Source organism: Pseudoalteromonas umbrosa, from assembly GCF_030125375.1.
GTDB lineage: Bacteria > Pseudomonadota > Gammaproteobacteria > Enterobacterales > Alteromonadaceae > Pseudoalteromonas > Pseudoalteromonas umbrosa.
Genome location: NZ_JASJUU010000001.1, coordinates 861,097 through 880,433, shown reverse-complemented (window position 1 = coordinate 880,433; position 19,337 = coordinate 861,097). Strand labels below are relative to the sequence as shown.

Here is a 19,337-nt window from a genome sequence, read left to right as displayed (position 1 = left end):
TCAAAGCGAACAACCCCTTCTGCTTGCAAGGCGCTGGCATCAAAATGTGAACCAACATTTGCCAAAAAGCCCATCACTGTCGGCTCTGCACCAATTGTGAATTCTGCAGTCATGCCATGCGCTGCATCGTCTTGTTGTTCTGTAGGGGTAGAACCTCCACAGCAATCCCAAATTGGCCAGTTAATGTTTTGTCTATCTTTAAAAAGCGTAAGAGACTGAGCTTGAGGCACTGAGCTTGGATTGTAGATAAGCACGTTATCTAGTCTAAATACTGCCCCTTCACCAGTACCCCAAGCGGGAAAGACCATCACAACATCAATCGCTGTCACATCTAACCCTGCCTCTAATAAACTTTGTAGGGAATAAGTATAGGTTTGCCACTGGCCAACGACTGGGGCTTTACCCTCTTGACTTGCTGCCAAGTCCAGCTCAACCGCGGTGGTCGCATCCATAGATTCAATCTTGAACTTCCAAACAGACTCTGCGTTGGCTGGCGCACTCACCACTTTCATCTCAAATTGAATGACACCCGATTGCAAAAACTCACTGCTGTCGAGATAAACACCATCGTCTGCAAATAGACCAACAACTGTCGGTTCGCCACCGATGGTATATTCAGCCGTCATGCCATGTTGTGCATCGTCATTGACGATTTCAGGTGTCGATCCACCGCAACAGTCCCATAGCGACCACTGTGACAGCACATCATCTTGAAATAACACATGCCCTTCAAAAGTTGGCGCATCCATTGGTTGATAGAATTTCAAATTATCGACGCGATAAAGTGCGCCTTCACCCGTTCCCCATTCTGGGAAAATCATCACCACATCAATGGCACTCACATCCAACCCTGCACTGGCTAAATCAGAGATCTTAAATGTATAGGTTTGCCATTGCCCTGTAACCGGTGCTAAACCCTCAATGCTACTGTTGAGGTCGAGCTCTGCAGCGGTTTCAGCATTGTTGCTCTCTAATTTTAACTTCCAAACCGATTCGGCGTTCGCTGGCGCATTAACGACTTTCATTTCAAATTGAAGCATGCCATTGTCAAACATCGGTGAGGCGTCAAACGGTGCTGGTGATCCCCCTGCTTCGGAGGTATTGTCAGTGCGTGATATAAAACCTAAGACAGTTGGTTCACTCCCCACAGAGAACTCAGCAACATTGCCGTGCTGTGCATCGTCTTCAACTATTTGTGGTGTTGTTCCTCCACAGCAATCCCATAATGGCCAATCTGGATTAATCGACTCTTCAAAAACGACAAATGGTTGAGGCGCAGATACGCCATCGCCAGCAATGCGCATGTTGGTAACTTGATATACCGCGCCCTCGCCACTGCCCCACGTTGGGAATATCATCACAGCATCGATTGCATTCGGAGTAAGTCCGCTATCTACCAAAGCTTGCAAAGGAAATGTGTACGTTTGCCACTGTCCAAGTGCCGGTGCTTGACCTTCAACACTGGTGGTCAAGGCAACTTCGGCTGCGGTTGATGCATCAACGCTTTCAACTTTTAAAAGCCATGGCGTATCAGCAGCACTTGGTAAACTCACTACCTTCATTTCAAAGCTCAGCGTACCGCTACTTATAAGCGGGCTTGCATCAAAAGGCGTGGCTTCACCCTCAGGGTCAGTAATAAAATCCTCGCGAGAAATAAACCCATTCACGGTTGGGCTCTCTCCAACCACAAATTCATACACAGCACCTTTTTCAGTGTCATCGACTAAGGCAGGTGTCGACCCGCCACAGCAGTCCCAAGCTGGCCAATTCGGATTGGGTGTACCAGTAAAAATATCTAGATCCTGGGCGATGCCGGAAGAAGGCGGAATTGGTGTGGGTGCTTTGCCCTCCACTAATGCATCCTCTAAACTATCGAACCCACCACGTACTGTGTCACACCCTTTACCCGTCTCTGGGTTAATTTGGCATTGATACACACGCACATAATCGATCTCAAAATGCTGACCGTTGGCAAAAGCAGAGGCATCGACGCCTAACTCATTGGCACTTTCAGGCCAGTCTCCCCCAACTGCAAGATTGAGTAGCATATGGAATTCTTGGTCATACGGCGCGTTATCCCAATGGGTTTCTAACTCGCCAGAATCTTGCCCAAAATACTCCGTAAACCATCCGCGATAAATTAGCCCTACTGCATCACCATCTCCATTATAAAGCGCTTGCGAACGGCGCTGAGTTTGGTACAGGTAGCCATCTACATACCAACGAATTTCCCCTTCTTGCCACTCGATGGCATAAGTGTGAAAGTCATCCGCGGGGTTCATATCATCTGGTAATAGGTATGCTTTACCGCTTGATTCGTTGTCTGGCCAGTCTTTGCCATAATGCAAAGTGCCATATACATGTCGCTCTAATGTACCATCTTCTCGTTTTGCTTTTAGATTTACCGACTCAACCACATCAATTTCACCGGACTTTGGCCATCCACCGTATGCTTCATCTGTGGGTAACAGCCAAAATGCTGGCCAACTTCCTTGGCCTGATGGTAATTTCGCCCGCACTTCAAAACGTCCATACTTGAAATCTGCTTTGTTTTTAGAACTTAACCTTGCTGACGTATAGGGCTTTTGCTCCCCCTCTGCCGCCGGTAAAGCGACAATATGGAGTACGCCATTATCGATATAAGAGTTGTCATTACTGTCTGTGTAACATTGTTGCTCGTTGTTACCGCCACCTGCACAATTAACTTCATGAAGCCATTTATTGGCATCAATGGTATCTGTATCGAACTCATCACTCCATACGAGTTGCCAATCAGAGACGGGAACTTCTGGTGAGATTTGGCTGGTATCAGTGTTCGTTTCAGCGCCCCCGCCACACCCTTGCAGTGTCGCACTCAGCAGGCAAACGCCAAACACTTGGTTTACTGTTGGTTTCATTTCATCACTTCCACATTTGCCCACAGTGCATATGTGATATTTTCTTATTTAAAAACATCCCACTGTGAACCTTGGCACATTTATCGTTGTCATTTGGCCAAATGCATTTAGTTTAAATGCAAATTAAAAATGTAAATTTGGCAGTTAAAATATTGATAGAAAGATAATAATGTGACAATTGAAATGCGCTATCGCGGTGCAATTTTGCGTCAATGCTGGTGCAGCTGCACCGCATACGACAAGGCGAAACAAATCCACGATGAAATGTGAGGCATGATGACTACAAAAATGTATCTCCCACACGAGATTTCAGCAATGACTTCAATGTGTCACTATAATTCCGACTCACTTTGAGCCTGATATCCCCCCCTAAATCCAACATCGATTCATTATTCTTTAGTGTGGTAAAACTTTTAACAAAATTCACATTAACCAAGGTAGATTTATGAATTCGTGCAAACGTCGCATTGTCTAACTCTTCACTTAAGCGCTTGAGTGTGATCCGCACAACATAGTTCTCCTTTTCAGTGTGAATACACATGTAATCCCCAGCTGCATCAACCCACATAATGTCATCGACGCATAAGAACACTTGCTCATTGTCATGATTCTTGATCAGTAATTCATGTCTAGGTTTTGTCGGAAATGGCGCGCTTTCTTTATCTAGCCACTCTTGTAACTGTGAAATACTTAACCCCGATGATTCACCCAGCGCTTTTAAAAGCTTGGCTTTCTCTTCACTTTTTTGATACAGGGCTGATTCACTGAGAGAGTCTCGGATCCTGTCGACTGTTTTTTTCAGCCTGCCAAGATTCACCGGCTTCATAAGATAATCCAAAGCATTGAGTTCAAAAGCTTCTATCGCGTAGTCGCTGTACGCACTGACAAACACAACTAGTGGCATCGTGTCTGACTGCAAACCTTGAACCACTTCAAGACCACTGAGTCCCGGCAGCCTTAAGTCAATAAACAATACGTCTGGCTGGTGTTCATGACACAAGCGAATTGCATCGTCGCCGTCAAACCCTTCTCCGACTATCTGAATATCAGATATGTTCTCAAGTCTAAGCCTTAGACCTTCTATTGCTAGAGGTTCATCATCCACCAATACTGCAGTAATCATATTTGTTTCCAATTCTTAATTTGCTATCACAAAGGGAATAATCAATGTGACGCGTGTTTTGGTATTGCCATTCTCAACGCCGAGCTCACAGGGTGTACCAAAAAAGGTTTCTAGGCGCTCTTTGGTGTTACTTAAACCTATCCCAAACCCTTTTTCATTGGGCTTCTCTGAGACTCCCCCGTCGTTTTCGACCAAGATTTTTAAATGCTCATCTTGTTTGGTAACCTGAATATCTATGAGACTTTGCTGTTTTCTCGCTTCAACACCGTATTTTATCGCGTTTTCTACAATCGGCTGTAAAACCAAAGGAGGGATTTTGGCCTGCTTTGCATTATCGTTTATGTCAAAATTGACCTTCAGACGTTCACCAAATCGAACTTTCTCAATACTCAAATACAATTCGATTAGCTCAAGCTCTTTGCCTAGGTGGCTCGCATCTGTTGTGTCGTGTTGGAGTGACGCACGGAAGAAATCACAGAGTTTGTCTAACATCTCTTGTGCCATATCATTCTCTTTTTTCATGATCAAAGTCGAAATGGCATTCATGGTGTTAAACATAAAGTGGGGATTTAACTGATATCTCAGCATTTGCAGCTGTGCATCTTTTGCCGCCGTTTGGGCTCTAAGCAACATTTCATGCTCTTTTTGCAAACGCGCGTTGTAGAGCATAATAAAAAATATCGCTGTCCACACAAACATGGTAGAGACCGAAAACAAAAACCAGCCACCAAACTCAAGCATATTGAGCTCTTGATACCATACTTGGTTGTAAACAATGGTTTTGTATGAGGCCAGCTTAATAACATTAAACACCAAGCCTAAAATAGCGGCGCTGACAAAGCTCGTTATTAAAGTCCGTTTAAGCGGCCAATGCACTATGCGCCGGATGATCGACCACTGTAAAAACGACAATATAAAACCAAACCCCACCTCAACAGCCAGATTCAATAATTGGCCCGTTAAGTTAAAGTCGCGGTCATCAAACTGTGGATGAATAATCGAGATAAATACAACGAAAGTGTAACCAAGCCAGCCTAAGATCTGTAAAGACCAAAATTGATGACTTTGCTTGGAAAAAGCTTGCAGTGAAATGGTTAATTCTGATTGGGTTGGCGCATTCATTATTATTGTACGGTATAAACTTATCCTACTTGAGTATAAGCGCACATGTCAGGGGAACCCAAATCAGCAACAAATATTATTGAGCATGCTCAAATTTATTCTTTGGACAGAAAGATAAATTATAACCCATTGAATTTAAATAGATCTATAAAATGAGTAAAAGGAATAAGTGTTGAGGCACACAAAAAAACGCCCTCGGCCATATGACCGAGGGCGTTAAAAATCGATATTGCTTTTTAAAAGCTAGAGCAAATTAAGCTGACTGCTTACGCTGCGCTTCTTTTTGAGCTTGCTTTTGCTCTTTACGTTGACGCAGTGCTTCTTGCGCTTCGTGACCAATATGGCCTTCACCACGTTCTTTTGCCAGTTCCATTTGCTTTTGGCGTTCTGCAAAGCGAGCTTTTTGCTCTTCAGTCACATTGTCGAAGCAGTGGTGGCAAGATACCCCTTCCATGTACTGCTCTAATTGCATTTCTTCTTCAGTGATAGGCATGCGACATGCGTGACATTGCTCGTATGAGCCTTTGTTTAGGTCATGGTCAACTGCGACGCGATTATCAAATACGAAACACTCACCTTCCCACATTGTCTCTTCTTTTGGCACGTCTTCTAAATACTTAAGAATACCGCCTTCTAGGTGATAAACCTCTTCAAAACCCTGCTCTTTCATGTAAGCAGTTGATTTTTCGCAGCGAATACCACCAGTACAGAACATAGCTACTTTTTTGTTTTTCTTAGGGTCTAGGTTTTTTTCAGCCCATTCAGGGAATTCGCGGAAAGTTTTCGTTTTTGGGTCAACCGCGTTTTTGAACGTGCCAATTTCAATTTCATAATCGTTACGTGTATCAACAAGTACTACTTCTGGGTCTGAGATAAGGGCATTCCAATCTTCAGGCTTAACATAAGTACCTACCACTTTTTTCGGGTCGATACCGTGTACACCCATGGTCACGATCTCTTTTTTCAATTTAACTTTAGTGCGGTAGAACGGACATGTTTCGTCGTAAGACTCTTTGTAAACGATGTTCTCTAAACCAGGTTGTTTGTCTAGCCATGCTAGCAATGCATCAATGCCTTCACGCTGCGCTGCAACGGTACCGTTAATACCCTCTTCTGCTAAAAGTAGCGTACCACGTACTTCATTTTCTTCCATTACTTGCAATAAAGGTTGGCGGATCTGCTCAAAGTTAGGCAGTGAAACGAACTTATACATTGCACAAACAACATAAGGTTTAGTCATAATAATTCTCTTTTATAAGCTTTAAAACAACCTACACTTAAACACGACGCGTAGGCACAAACCGAATCGTAAATCCGGCGCTGAGGCGAGTATTTTACGGATTTATGAAACAAATGCAAAACACACAGAATCAAGTGCTGAGTTTTTATTCCAAGTGATTAAAACAAAAGCAAAAACAGCTTTAACCTTATATTTATATAGTGCCTTTGTCTGGCACTTTGCTATAATGGCGCGTTTTTTAGAATAATGATTGGAGAAAGTAACTTTGAGATTTTCCGAACTCGGCCTTGACCTACGCTTTGAGAAGCAATTACAACATCAAGGAATTAATGAGCCAACAGAGATCCAAGCTCATGCTATCCCTACCGCACTTGCAGGCCACGATGTTTTTGCCCAGTCAAAAACCGGTTCAGGAAAGACCTTGGCGTTTTTATTACCTGCTGTTCAGCGTGTAATGAAACAAAAAGCGCTGAGTAAACGCGACCCACGTGTACTCATTGTTGCCCCTACCCGAGAGCTTGCTAACCAAGTATTTTCACAGTGTCGTCTATTAATCGCAGGTACTGCAATGACAGCCACTAAGGTGCTCGGTGGTGAGAACTTTAATGATCAGGTTAAAGCGCTACGTAAAAACCCGCACTTTGTGATTGGCACACCGGGTCGTATTACTGACCACCTAGAACAGCAATCTCTGCGCTTGTCTGGCCTTGAGCTACTGATTTTTGATGAAGCAGACCGAATGCTTGATTTGGGCTTTGATAAGCAGCTTAATACGATTAACAGCCAAGCTGACCACCGCCTTCGTCAAACTATGTTGTTCTCAGCGACCTTAGAGCACGCGCAAGTTGAGATCACTGCCAAAGCACTTTTAAAGTCTCCAAAAAAGATTCTATTAAGTGGCAGTAACGAAAAACACGGCGACATTCAACAAGCGCTGTATTTCGCAGACCATCTTGATCACAAAGAAGCACTACTTAAACACTTTGTTCAACAAGACGAAGTTGGCCAGTGCATCATCTTTACCGCGACTCGCCAAGACACCACGCGTTTAAGTGAGCTGTTAAATGAGATGGACATCAAAGCAATTGGCCTTGCAGGTGATTTAGCGCAAAACAAGCGCCTAGATATCATGGATGCATTTAGCCGTGGCATTTATAAAGTGTTAGTGACTACTGATGTCGCTTCACGTGGTCTTGACCTATTAAACGTGACACACGTGATCAACTTTGACTTACCAAAGCAAGCAGAAGAATACGTTCACCGTATCGGTCGTACAGGACGTGCTGGATTTAAAGGCACTGCGGCATCACTGGTTGGTCCAAAAGATTGGAAGAGCTATAAAGCGATTGCTCAGTACCTAAAAGAAGAACTGACTTTCCACACCGTAGAAGGTTTAGAAGGTAAATTTAAAGGCTTTAAAGAAAAACCGAAAAAGCCTGCTTATAAAGGTAAGAAGCCGCAAAAAGCGAACAAGCCAGAACAAAAACGCAAGTTTACTAAAAAGCCAAAAGCGCCAAAAAAACCGATTGCAGCACCATTTGATGTAGATGGTCATGCACCACTTCGCAGAAAACCAAAGCCAACTGAGGAATAAACCATGCTAGGAACTAAGCAATTTTTAATGATTGAAGAGATCTGTGCAGAGGGCGCATACCTCGACGGTAAAGAGCTTGGCGATGTATTTTTACCTTTGGATGAAAAACCTGAATATTTAGAAGAAGGCGATAACGTCGAAGTCTTTATTTACTCAGATAACCAAGGTCATGCCTGTGCAACTACAAAAGATCCCATTGCACAAGTGGGTGAATTTGCCTTACTTCGTGTTAAACAAATTAACAAAGTTGGTGCATTTATGGACCTGGGCATTGCAAAAGATGTACTTGCGCCATACAACGAGCAAAAGCCAAAAATGCGTGAAGGCTATAGCTACCTTGTAAAGCTTTATTTGGACAATGCCAGCAAGCGTTTGTGCGCTTCAAGTAACCTCAATAAGTTTGTTAATAAAACACCTGCGGATTACGAGAAAAACCAAGAAGTCGATTTAATCGTGGCTGCTAAAACAGATCTTGGCTACAAAGTGGTTATTAATGAAACGCACTTTGGCATGGTGTTCTTTAATACGGTATTTAAGCGTATGTACATCGGCCAGCGCATGAAAGGCTTTATCAAGCAAGTACGCGAAGGCGACAAAATCGACGTATTACTTGAAAAACCGGGGATCGAGAAGATTTCAGGCCTTGGTGAGCAAATCCTTGCCAAGCTAGAAGAAAACAACGGCTTTTTACCTTTAGGTGACAAGTCAGACCCTCAGCTTATCAAGCAAGCTTTCTCAACCAGTAAAGCTAACTTTAAAAAAGCCATTGGTGGCTTATTTAAGCAAGGCAAGATTGATATCGAAGCGAACTCAATTTCACTTCGAAAATAAATCTGTCGGTGATTTGAGCATTGGGCTCAGGGCTCAAATCACCTTTTCAACTACATAAGGGTTAGGAGAACATCACTGTACACATTGATATGTGTTTGATAATAATACGCTTCAGATGCGGTCCCATCTTGACGATAAAGCGGTATTTTCTTTCGGCTGGCTTCGCCCACCACCTCAACCTTCTTATTGATAAAAAATACTTCTGGCCTTTGACCATATTTTTTAGTCATTTTTGAAACGGCATACCAGCTGAGGGCAAGCGTCACATTACGCCTGTCTCGATAATCCTCTTGTGTGTTTAAATACACGACATCGCCTCGTTTAGCACCAGCCTTAATTTCAAATTGAAAGACCCCACGTACTGAATTTGGTGCACTGGCTTCTGTATCTGCAATTAACTTCATTGTTTCATTCAAGTCATATACACTCGGATGGGTGTAAGTACCGAAAAAAACGATAAGCAAAAAAATAAGTACTTTCACTTTCAATCCTTTTATTCAAACTTTCCTTGTAATTACAAAATACCTTACCTTATTTAAACTGCAGAATTGTTTTGTTTTTGTAACAGCGGTCTTTCTTTTGTGCCAAGTAAACTTAAAATATTTTTGCTTTGGCTATATTCAGTGACATTCGAGGAAGAAAACGGACGAGCTAATGAAATAAAGCCTGTGACAGATAAATAATTCAAGAAAAAGCTTTCTAAAATTTCTGGTAAGGCCCAACTCTTCGCCATAACAAAGGCCGTTTAAACTAGTGCGTTCAAACGACCTCTTATCTGCTAGCCAATTGCAACTGTGCTTGCCCTAATTACAACGCAAATCCTTCGATATATTCTGCTGCTATTTTATCGGCAAAATGAATAGGTAGAGCACCAGCAAGGTTTGTTAGCACAACCACAGATACATTATCTTCTGGGTAATACACCATGGTTACCGCGTTACCACCGCTGGCACTGACTGCTGGGTGATTTTCTCTGTCTATCACTTGCCAGCCAATGGCATAACCATTTTGTAGTTTATCGAAGCCTCTGATAGTGCCATCATTTAGCACCACTGGCGCCCAAAGCCCATCCAAGTTTTTAGTCAGTTTCTTGTTTGTAAGCGCAATCAGATAATTGGCCAATTCTGTCGCTGTCGAATTCATACCTGCAGCGGTTCTCATCATGTATGAAAACTGACCCTGAATATTTATAAAGCGTTTGTTTTGACCATCATAAACGTACTGCTGCGCCTGATCTTTGATCACTGGGGTCATATACTCAAAACCAGCTTCGGCGGTTAAATTCATCTTGGCGCGTTTTAACTGATGCTCTGTTATAAACTCAATAAAGTTACCATCAACGTATTTATCAATAATTTTACCGACAATCACATAACCCGTTTGGTTATAAGAAAATTGGCTATTCACTTCAGACGCCATAGGTAATGTTTGCACTTTATCCCAAGACGCTTTTGGGTTGCCTCTGACAATTAAGTCTATGTTATGTCCGCTTAGAATCCTCGGTAAACCAGAGGTATGGGCCATCAGATGCTTGATTTTAATCTTTTGCCACGCTTTTGGTAAATCAGGTAAATGCTTGCCAATTTCATCATCAATTGACAATATGCCTTGCTCCTCCAATTGCATTAAGGCAACCCCTGTGAAGGCTTTGGTCATTGAATTTATCGAAAAAATAGAGCTATTTTTAACCGGTACGTCATGTTGTAAGTTTGCCACACCATAGCTTTGAGCTTTTACTATTTTATTGTTCTTCACCACTGCAAGTTGCAATCCAGGAATATTGCGTTTCTCCATGGTGCTTTTTATTAGGTAGTCAACGGGATTAGCGTATGCAGACAATGTCGTGCCAGCAATTATTGTGTAGAGTGCGGCGAATCTGGCCGATTTTAAAACCGATGTCATCATCCGTATGTTGTCCTTGTTTTTAATACATATTCACAAGGAGGATACATTAAATAACATCTTACAGTAAGTGAAGCGCGCCTGTTTATTCCATAAATAAGAATAAATTAGTGTAACGACCATGCCCTTACATTAGAATGGCCGTTTTTTGTACGCTTTTTATCCCAAAAACTTACAGCTAATTGCTTTTATTTTGCAATGTTTCAATCTCTTTCCAAATAGCCTCAGCTTCAGCTGTTAACATAGCATAGCCCTTAATGTCTCCATTTCTTTGCGCATGCATACCTTGTTCAAGCTTTTTGTCGTAAATCTTTCTGAGTTTTTTTACTGGGTCAGGTTTTAAAAATCCAAACATACCTTTATCTCGTGTTAGTCTTTTCTCACTAAACGAATTGAGTGAGGGTATGGATCAGTTGTGCTTTTTAATTCCCTGAGATAGTTAAATCAAACTACTGCGTTTCTGACCAAACAGCGAATTCATTACCGCTTGGCTCAATAAAATGAAAACGACATCCTCCTGGGAATTCAAAAATAGGTTTTACAATTTCACCGCCTTTTTCCACTACCTTTGCCTGTGTTGCCTTAATATCACGGCTGTAAAATACCAATAGCGCACCACCACTTACAACCTGACTGGACATATCAGCTTTATAAAAACCACCATCTAAACCTTGATTTGTAAAAGCAGTATATTCAGGACCGTAATCGACAAATTCCCAACCAAAAACCTGAGTAAAGAAAACTTTTGTCGCTTGCAAATCATTTGCAGCAAACTCCACATAATTGAGTTTTTCATGTTGATTCATGATTGATTTTTCCCAAATTTAACTAATTTTTTTAGTGATAAGTACGACAAGCTTGTGTCATTAGTTACCCGTGCCCGGCCTTTTTTCTTTTGGGAGTTGATCTCCACCACTGCCACCAGATACACGCTTTAACAGAACACCACATGTGATCACTTTAATTGTATTTTTTATCATTTCACGATCCTTAACTATTAATACACCAGTTTGTGAGGTTATCAAACCTCAGCGTTAACATGCCACCACTTCGGCTTTTTTGATACATAAGAATGTGAGGTTGGCCTAAGTGCGACTCTATTGGGCGAATCAAAAGTGCCAAGCACTAAAGCAATCATTGGGTCGTCATCTATAGCCCCTAACGTGCTACCACACACGTCGCAAAAGCTACGTGATGAATAGTCTGAAGAGCGCCAAGTTTTCGGAATCCCACCCGGTCCAACCCAGTTAACGTCTTTTTTATCAAACTCAACCCATACTTGAGTTAATGAACCGCTATGACGCTGACATATTTTACACGAGCAAGTATGTGGATTACGCGCTTCACCTGATGCGACAAATCGAATGTTTCCGCACAAGCACCCGCCGTTATACTCTCTAGCCACAAAATGATTCCTTATTGTTGTATAGATGAATAATACAAGTGCAATAAAAGCATATACTTACATCAATTTCAAAAAGTTGCTATAAGCTGCGAGTAAAGAGACGCTTGAAAGGAGTTGAAGAGATTAATGAAATTAAGCGATGACCCAGCCAATACTAGGCAATCGCTTTTTAAGATTAGTTGAAGTGAGTTAACTCAGCTTAAACCCACCCACGGCCTCACGCAGACGCTGCGCACTTAACATAGTTTGATCGGCAATTTCTCCATTTTCTACTGCGGTATCAAAATTTAATCTTGTACCTTCCGACATTTGCGTCAAATTGCTGCTGATATCGTCTGTTACTTTGCTTTGCTCTTCTGTCGCCGTCGCTGTCTGTATTGCCATATCAGAGACACGCTGTGACGCTGAAGCAATTTTACCAAGTGACGCTAAAGTTTGGTTTGAACACGTCACCGTTGAGTGCGTTGTCTCATTCCCTTGTTCAATAGAGGTTACAGCTTGCTCTACACCGCTTTGTAAGTTTGCGATCATTTGCTGAATATTCTCTGTCGATTGCTGTGTTTTGCTTGCTAGGGTTCTGACTTCATCTGCGACTACCGCAAACCCTTTACCCTGCTCTCCTGCTCGAGCTGCTTCAATGGCTGCATTAAGCGCCAGTAAATTGGTTTGCTCTGCAATTCCGCGGATCACATCCAGCACAGAAGTAATGTTCGTTGAATCTTCAGATACTTTTGAGATAGTACCTGCTGCATGTTCAATAATTTCCGACAGTTGGTTTATTTCTGTTACGGTATTATTGGTAATGTTAGCGCCTTCTTCCGTTAGCCTATTTACACCGGCTAAATCTTCCGCTGTGGAACTGGCATTTTCAGCTACTTCTCTGATCGCATACGACATTTCATTCACCGCCGTTACAATGACTTCAATTGACTGTAGTTGATCCGAGCAGGTGTCATGAATGTGCTTAGCGCCTTTTTCAAGTGACTCTACGCCCTGTGCAACGGTCATGGATTCATCTACTATGGTGCGAATAAGTTCTGACAAGCCTGAAATAAATTTATCAAACTCATTGGCAACATCACCAATTTCATCTTGTCTTGTAGAGTTTATACGTTTAGTAAGGTCACCATCGCCTTGGCTCATTTCTCTCAGCTGAGCCACTAAATCATTCAGTGCAATGGTCATTCGCTTCGGTGCAACCAAACCAATGGCAACAATTAAGGCAATAACCAGTGCACTGAAGATTAAAATCACAGTCAAAGTACTTTGTACTTCAGCTATGGATTGTGTGCTGACAAGCTCACTAATGGTATCTGCCTTTTCACCTGCTGCATTAAAGTAATCTCTCAGTGCATCAAAGCTTCTTGTTGCTGCCCCTTCGCTTTGTCTGATTGCCGCCGTTTTATTCCCTTGGTTCATCAAATCAAACACTTTTTGAGATTCAACAAGCCAAGTCTGATACTGCCTATCAAAACCAGAAAGCGGAGACAATGCACTCGGATAATCTCGCATCAGTTCACGGTATTTATTCATTCGTTCCAATGCTTGTTTGGCATTTTCTTTATAGTCTCTATAAATAATGTCGTAGTTTTGCGATAGGTTGTCGCTGTACAACACGTGTTGTTCCGCAGAATGGGCTTGATATAAGTCTCTGTCAGCATTGATAACCGCAGAAATGGCAGGATTAAATTTATTACCTACTTCATTGAGGCTTTTTTCTGTTTTAGATATAAGAAAAAAGTTAATCGAAACCACTGCTATAAAGAACACAGAGATTGCGATAAATAGCGCCGAATATTTTACACGTATCGAGCGAAGAAATGCCGGCTTTTCTTCTTTGTAACGAGGATTTGTTGTCATTGATCTATTACTACTTTATTCAAATCAAATTTGATATCACTAGGTAGAGTCTGAGCACCTTGATAGACAGCACAACGCACATTGTGAAGTGTCAATTACAGTGAACTTTTTCTACAAAAAGTAATCAAAATCCTGTTCAATTTTTCAATCGTTCCTAGAAAGGCGGCGAATATTAATACGACTTACCTGAAATGGGTAGTAATATTTAATTCTATCGTTGTTTTTTTAAAGGTGAGTTAAAGTAAAAACTCTAATGTAAGTTTTTTATTTATGTTTTATGTTTACTATCTTGATTTACATGTAGCTTATGATATTTAAGTGTAATTCACTGAAGATCTATTCAATTCATAACACGCAGCATTGAAAGCTAAAACTCCGCAGTGAATAGTTGAATGGGGTTAAGGCAATTAATCAATCCGCGTAATGAGTGTTAGTGACCGTTCCAATACATACTGACTTTCCATAAGGTAATTTGGAACTACGCCATGCTCATTCCAAGTTATGGACTTATCCACACTCATAATAACCCATTGGAGCGTGTATCGACCACTCAGCACTTAACGAAAGTATTTCTTCAGTTGTCATACACACATTCCTACCACAATCAAAAAAGTAACTCATAAAACGATCTTAACCTTATATATTTCATCAGCATTTTACTCACTCAACTTCAAATATGTCTCAAACCTAGAAAAACAAAATAAAATATATTGTATACAATTTATTTTCATTGATGTAAGTTAAGAAACGTTTATTACAAAGTGATACTTGTTTTTGAAATAAACAAACACGTTAAGTAACTAATAAATATGAATTTTAACTCACAATCAAGAGGTAAGGCAGCTATGCCATTTGTTAACTAAGGCGCAAGTTAAACCAATAAACTCTCCCTTTCATTAACAATAAAAATAGATTACAGGAGAACAACATGTCTTTAACCAAAACAGCCTGTTTATGGCCTAAACAAACGCTAAAACTCAATTGCATCACCGCAGCACTGCTTTGTGCATCGGTTAATGCTTATGCTGGAGAAAGCATACAAAACCAACAATTACAAACTAGCATGGCTGAATTAGGCGCGCATAAACACGAGGGGCAAATCTGCGGCACTGACCATAACAGCCAAAGCTGGTCTGCAGTTCAAAAAGAAAACGCTCGACAAGCAAAGATAAGTTCAAGCTTCTCATCACACATCATGAATACCCTTGCAACCCAAGATGATTTAGCTGCGGAAAATGGCAATGGCGTTGCTGGTAGATATTACATACCTGTTGTTGTCCATATTTATGGCGATAGATACAACTGTGATACAGGTACTTATTGTCTTACAGAGCAAAAAGTCATAGACGGACTCAACAAATCTAATCAAGACTTTTTAGGGCTCATCACAGATGACGGCCCTATTGCCCCAGAATTCCAAGCAATCCGCAAAAACCTAAACATTGAATTTGTTTTAGCCAAAATAGACCCAGATGGGCAGCCAACGACGGGGATTGTCCGTTACCCAGAAAAGGCGGGCTATGGCAAAGGCAGCGGGGTTGATGAGCAAATCGCTGCTGATGCTTGGGACAATTTCAAGTATATGAATATTTATGTTCAACAAGACTTGTATGATGATGGTAAAACCAATAATTCAGGCGTTGCTTGGTACCCACAGCTGAGCATGTCGCAAAACGGACTTTCACGCGTTGTATATAATGGCGACTACATTGGCGCGAATACCAATGAGAACTTTCGTTCTGTATTAACCCATGAATTTGGTCATTGGTTAAACTTACCTCACACATTTGATGGTGGGTGTACGATACATTCAGAAGCGTTTTGTAACGCCACGGGTGACGGTGCCTGTGATACGCCACAAATGAGTAGCAGCATATTGCAAGAGAATGCCAAAAACTGCTTAGGGCAAGCCACCAATACTGAAAACTTCATGCACTACTCCGATAACTACGCTATGTTCACTAAAGATCAGGTCGACCGTATGACAGCAGCCCTCCACGGCCCGGCCCGCGCGACACTTTGGTCAAACGCCAATCTCATTGCCACTGGCTTAGGCGAGTATACCAGTGATGCTGACCACCCTTGGGATGGTACATCAGGTGCAGTCGTACCGCCCAAAGGCGAAGTGCTTCAATCATTTACTAACCTATCTGGTGCAAAAGGCGAAGTTGATAACTTCGAAATTCAGATCCCAGAGGGGACGCAAGCTGTCGCATTTTATCTTGACGGATACGATGAAGATCCGGATATGTATGTTTCAAAAGGCAAAGCCCCTACCAAAACAGGTAATAATTGGGATGCCGATTTCATCTCCTTTAGAAGTGCAGGATCTCCAGAATTAGTAACTTTGTCAGCGCCATCGAGTGTCGAGCGCTATCATGCAGCCATTGATGCTTATAGCGCTTATTCTAATGCAACACTCAGCGTCATATCAGGAAGTGACAACACGCTTTGCGCTGGTTGCGAACGTGTTTTTCTCGCCGAAGTAAAAGACTTACAGTCTGCAAAAGGAGCTGATCCTAAAACCTACCAATACGAGATCCCAGCTGATGCGCTGCGCACAGTAGCGGTAATGACAGGCGGGTATCAAGGCGACCCTGATTTATACGCCAGCATGAACGCAATACCAACTAAAGAGACATTTGATTGCGGGCCATTCAGTGCACCGAGGCTAAGTGAATACTGCGAATTATCCGCCGGCGGTGGCACACTCAACCTCTTGATTGACCCATTTTTAGAATACAGTGATGCAACACTCCTTGTTTACTATGAAAGAGCTATCGATTCTGAGCTACCAATCGCACAAGCAAATGGTCCCTACTCTGGTTTGATTGACAGTCCAATCAGCTTTAGTAGCGCAGGCTCATTTGATGCAAATGGCAGCATTACAGCTTATTTGTGGGAATTTGGAGATGGCAATACATCAACAGAGGCCAATCCATCACACTCTTATAGCCGAGCTGACACTTTTTCGGTGAAGTTAACCGTCACTGACAACGACGGAAACACCGCCTCAGATACTGCAACAAGTCAAATCAAAGCGCAAAACCTTGCACCTGTTGCCGTTGCAAACGGCCCTTATAGTGGTGAAGCCGGACAGCCAATTCAATTTAGTAGCAATAACTCGGCTGATCCAGATGGCAACATTGTCAGTTATTTGTGGCAATTTGGTGATGGTCAATCAAGTAGTTCAGCAAATCCTACCCACAACTATACAGAGGCTGGTGACTACACCGCTACATTAACCGTCACCGACAATGATGGCCTAAACCATAGCGCTCAAGCGAGTGTCAGTGTTAATACCATGCGCTACTGTGAAGCATCAGGTAATACAAAATATGAATGGATAGCCAATGTGCAATCAGGTGCATTCAGTAATCCGTCACAAGCAAGCGGTTACAGTGATTTTACCTCAAAAGTGATTGAGCTAACCGAAGGCGATAATCAATTTACCTTAACGCCAGGTGGTAACTACACAGAGCACTGGGCTGCATGGATTGACTTTAATAATAACGGTCAATTTGAACAGTCAGAGCAAGTATTGAATAATCTATCTGGTAAAGGCCCTGTTAATGGTACTCTCGCTATCCCAGCTGGTAATGTGGGTAAATCAGCGCGTATGCGTATCGTAATGAAATACAAAGGTGAAACTGTCTCAGCTTGCGGCGAGATTGGCGACGGTGAGGTTGAAGACTATACAGTAACAATCAAACCAAACGATGCAATACAACCTGTGCCCAATGCCTGCGCAGCCCAATCACCGATTTCTGGCGGTCGGTTAGAAGCTGGAAAAGCCGCATGCCTTGGTGATGATGGCACACTTTGGCTGAGCATTGGCGGCGTTGACTCAGCAAATCATATCGCCATCACCACTGCACATGGCAAAAACAACTTACATATCTTGTACAAAAATGGTGGCTGGCCAAGCGATGGGGATAAAGATGCAGAGTCTAACTCTGGTACCACTTCTGAGTGTATCACGGTCCCTGCTGGCAATCAGTATTGGTCATATTTAAAAGTTTCTGGTGATGCAAAAGACACCAGCATCATTGTCGACTTTGATAGTGAGCAATGTAGGCAGCCATAAGCTAACTATTTCAACCTTTACACCAAAAGCATCGACTTTTTAAGTTGATGCTTTTTATCTCCCTCCAACTTAGTTGATTTTGGTACTTGAACTATACTCTAAGCCTGTGACCAACCACCTTTAGCCGATGTGTATGTCTTCTTCACCCAGTCATGACACAATTTGTCTACCGATAACATTTATAAACGAGTTGTCGCAGTCGAATGATTTGCATGAGACATTAACTTTAATTTCAAATTGGCTTCCGCAAATTATTGGGTCAGATAGAGCAAGTGTATGCTTGAATAATGGGTCAGACGAAACATTAGAAGTGTTCGCATTGTTTGGCAACAACGCCATTGAGGCAAATACCATCCTGCCCATCAGTAGCACTATGGTTGGCCGAGTTTATTCCAATAAGCAATTGGAAATAAACAATAACCTTGCTCAAAGTAAAGACCTTGATTGCCAAATCTTACACAAGGGCGGCCTAGGGTCCTGTGTTGATGCCCCATTGCAGCACTCAGGCACATGCTTTGGCACACTGAATTTAGGTAGTTTAGAGCCAGACACTTATAAGCCAGAAGATGGTGCCCAATTAGAGTGCATTGCTAATTGGTTAGCCAATTACATTCATGCTCAAATGGAGATCACCGAACACAAAAAACGTGCAGAAACAGATCCACTCACCAAAGCAAACAACCGGCACTGCCTAAATACAGTCGGTAATGAACTGCTTAAACTGTGGGAAACAGATCAACAACCGTTTTCTATGATCATGATAGATATCGACCATTTTAAGCAGTTTAATGATAATTATGGTCATCATGTTGGTGACCAAATACTGGTTACTTTTAGCCAAGTGATTAATCAAGTGATCCGCAAATCAGAGCACTTTATGCGGATTGGCGGAGATGAGTTTGTTATTTTGTTGGAAGGAAACGTCGACCTTGCAACTAAGCTAGCTGAACGTATCAGAAAGGCTATTAAAGATATGGCGCTCAAACATGACGATGACAGCCTCATCATAACCGTTAGCTGTGGTGTAACCTCAGTGCAAAACCAAGACAGTTCTTTAGAGTGCCTTTACAACCGAGCAGACAAAGCCCTGTATCAATCAAAGAAAAATGGCCGAGATCAAACCACTGCGATTTGAGTAAGGTTGTAAGTATAGCTTTATGAAAAGAAGCTTATCTAAAAGCATTAAGCCCTCACAAACTGGCCAGTTCGTTTTTTCGTGGTCTGGTAAATACTCGCGTAAAGTAAAAAATGAGTAACGACAAAAAAGTATTATAAG

At 42.1% G+C, this 19,337-nt stretch carries 14 protein-coding genes and 1 pseudogene; 4 read left to right on the top strand and 11 right to left on the bottom strand.

Annotation, left to right across the window (positions count from 1 at the left end; genetic code table 11):
- Positions 1-239: 239 nt before the first annotated feature.
- From QNM16_RS03835 to trhO, 4 genes and pseudogenes are all read right to left on the bottom strand, one after another.
- Positions 240-2,897 (bottom strand): annotated as a pseudogene (locus QNM16_RS03835) (family 16 glycosylhydrolase); the annotation flags it as partial.
- A 280-nt stretch (positions 2,898-3,177) separates the two neighbouring features.
- Positions 3,178-4,020 (bottom strand): LytR/AlgR family response regulator transcription factor, encoded by an 843-nt coding sequence (locus QNM16_RS03830; protein WP_284019266.1) that lies wholly within the window; start codon positions 4,018-4,020, stop codon positions 3,178-3,180.
- A gap of 15 nt (positions 4,021-4,035) precedes the next feature.
- Entirely contained in the window at positions 4,036-5,142 is a 1,107-nt protein-coding gene (locus QNM16_RS03825; RefSeq protein ID WP_284019265.1) for a sensor histidine kinase, read from the bottom strand.
- A 253-nt stretch (positions 5,143-5,395) separates the two neighbouring features.
- Positions 5,396-6,382, bottom strand: coding sequence for an oxygen-dependent tRNA uridine(34) hydroxylase TrhO (gene trhO / locus QNM16_RS03820; protein WP_284019264.1), 987 nt, complete (start codon positions 6,380-6,382; stop codon positions 5,396-5,398).
- Between the two features lie 265 nt (positions 6,383-6,647).
- Between trhO and QNM16_RS03815 the strand changes: the two genes are divergently transcribed.
- Entirely contained in the window at positions 6,648-7,976 is a 1,329-nt protein-coding gene (locus QNM16_RS03815; protein ID WP_284019263.1) for a DEAD/DEAH box helicase, read from the top strand.
- 3 nt (positions 7,977-7,979) lie between these two features.
- On the top strand, positions 7,980-8,807 hold the full coding sequence (locus tag QNM16_RS03810) for a CvfB family protein (RefSeq protein WP_284019262.1): 828 nt from the start codon (positions 7,980-7,982) through the stop codon (positions 8,805-8,807).
- Between the two features lie 50 nt (positions 8,808-8,857).
- On the opposite strand, the gene QNM16_RS03805 is transcribed toward QNM16_RS03810, so the two are convergent.
- From QNM16_RS03805 to QNM16_RS03775, 7 genes are all read right to left on the bottom strand, one after another.
- Positions 8,858-9,289 (bottom strand): hypothetical protein, encoded by a 432-nt coding sequence (locus QNM16_RS03805; protein WP_284019261.1) that lies wholly within the window; start codon positions 9,287-9,289, stop codon positions 8,858-8,860.
- 53 nt (positions 9,290-9,342) lie between these two features.
- Positions 9,343-9,540 (bottom strand): hypothetical protein, encoded by a 198-nt coding sequence (locus tag QNM16_RS03800; protein ID WP_284019260.1) that lies wholly within the window; start codon positions 9,538-9,540, stop codon positions 9,343-9,345.
- A gap of 74 nt (positions 9,541-9,614) precedes the next feature.
- Entirely contained in the window at positions 9,615-10,712 is a 1,098-nt protein-coding gene (locus tag QNM16_RS03795) for a serine hydrolase domain-containing protein (protein ID WP_284019259.1), read from the bottom strand.
- A 175-nt stretch (positions 10,713-10,887) separates the two neighbouring features.
- Positions 10,888-11,064, bottom strand: a complete 177-nt coding sequence (locus tag QNM16_RS03790; RefSeq protein ID WP_152614486.1) for a DUF6435 family protein — start codon at positions 11,062-11,064, stop codon at positions 10,888-10,890.
- 94 nt (positions 11,065-11,158) lie between these two features.
- On the bottom strand, positions 11,159-11,515 hold the full coding sequence (locus tag QNM16_RS03785) for a VOC family protein (RefSeq protein WP_284019258.1): 357 nt from the start codon (positions 11,513-11,515) through the stop codon (positions 11,159-11,161).
- 215 nt (positions 11,516-11,730) lie between these two features.
- Entirely contained in the window at positions 11,731-12,114 is a 384-nt protein-coding gene (locus tag QNM16_RS03780) for a GFA family protein (protein WP_284019257.1), read from the bottom strand.
- Positions 12,115-12,303: 189 nt separating this feature from the next.
- Positions 12,304-13,974, bottom strand: a complete 1,671-nt coding sequence (locus tag QNM16_RS03775; RefSeq protein WP_284019256.1) for a methyl-accepting chemotaxis protein — start codon at positions 13,972-13,974, stop codon at positions 12,304-12,306.
- A 928-nt stretch (positions 13,975-14,902) separates the two neighbouring features.
- Between QNM16_RS03775 and QNM16_RS03770 the strand changes: the two genes are divergently transcribed.
- Together QNM16_RS03770 and QNM16_RS03765 are read left to right on the top strand one after the other, a co-directional pair.
- Complete coding sequence (locus QNM16_RS03770) at positions 14,903-18,061, top strand: M43 family zinc metalloprotease (protein WP_284019255.1); 3,159 nt, start codon at positions 14,903-14,905, stop codon at positions 18,059-18,061.
- A gap of 133 nt (positions 18,062-18,194) precedes the next feature.
- Complete coding sequence (locus QNM16_RS03765; protein ID WP_284019254.1) at positions 18,195-19,196, top strand: sensor domain-containing diguanylate cyclase; 1,002 nt, start codon at positions 18,195-18,197, stop codon at positions 19,194-19,196.
- Positions 19,197-19,337 lie beyond the last annotated feature (141 nt).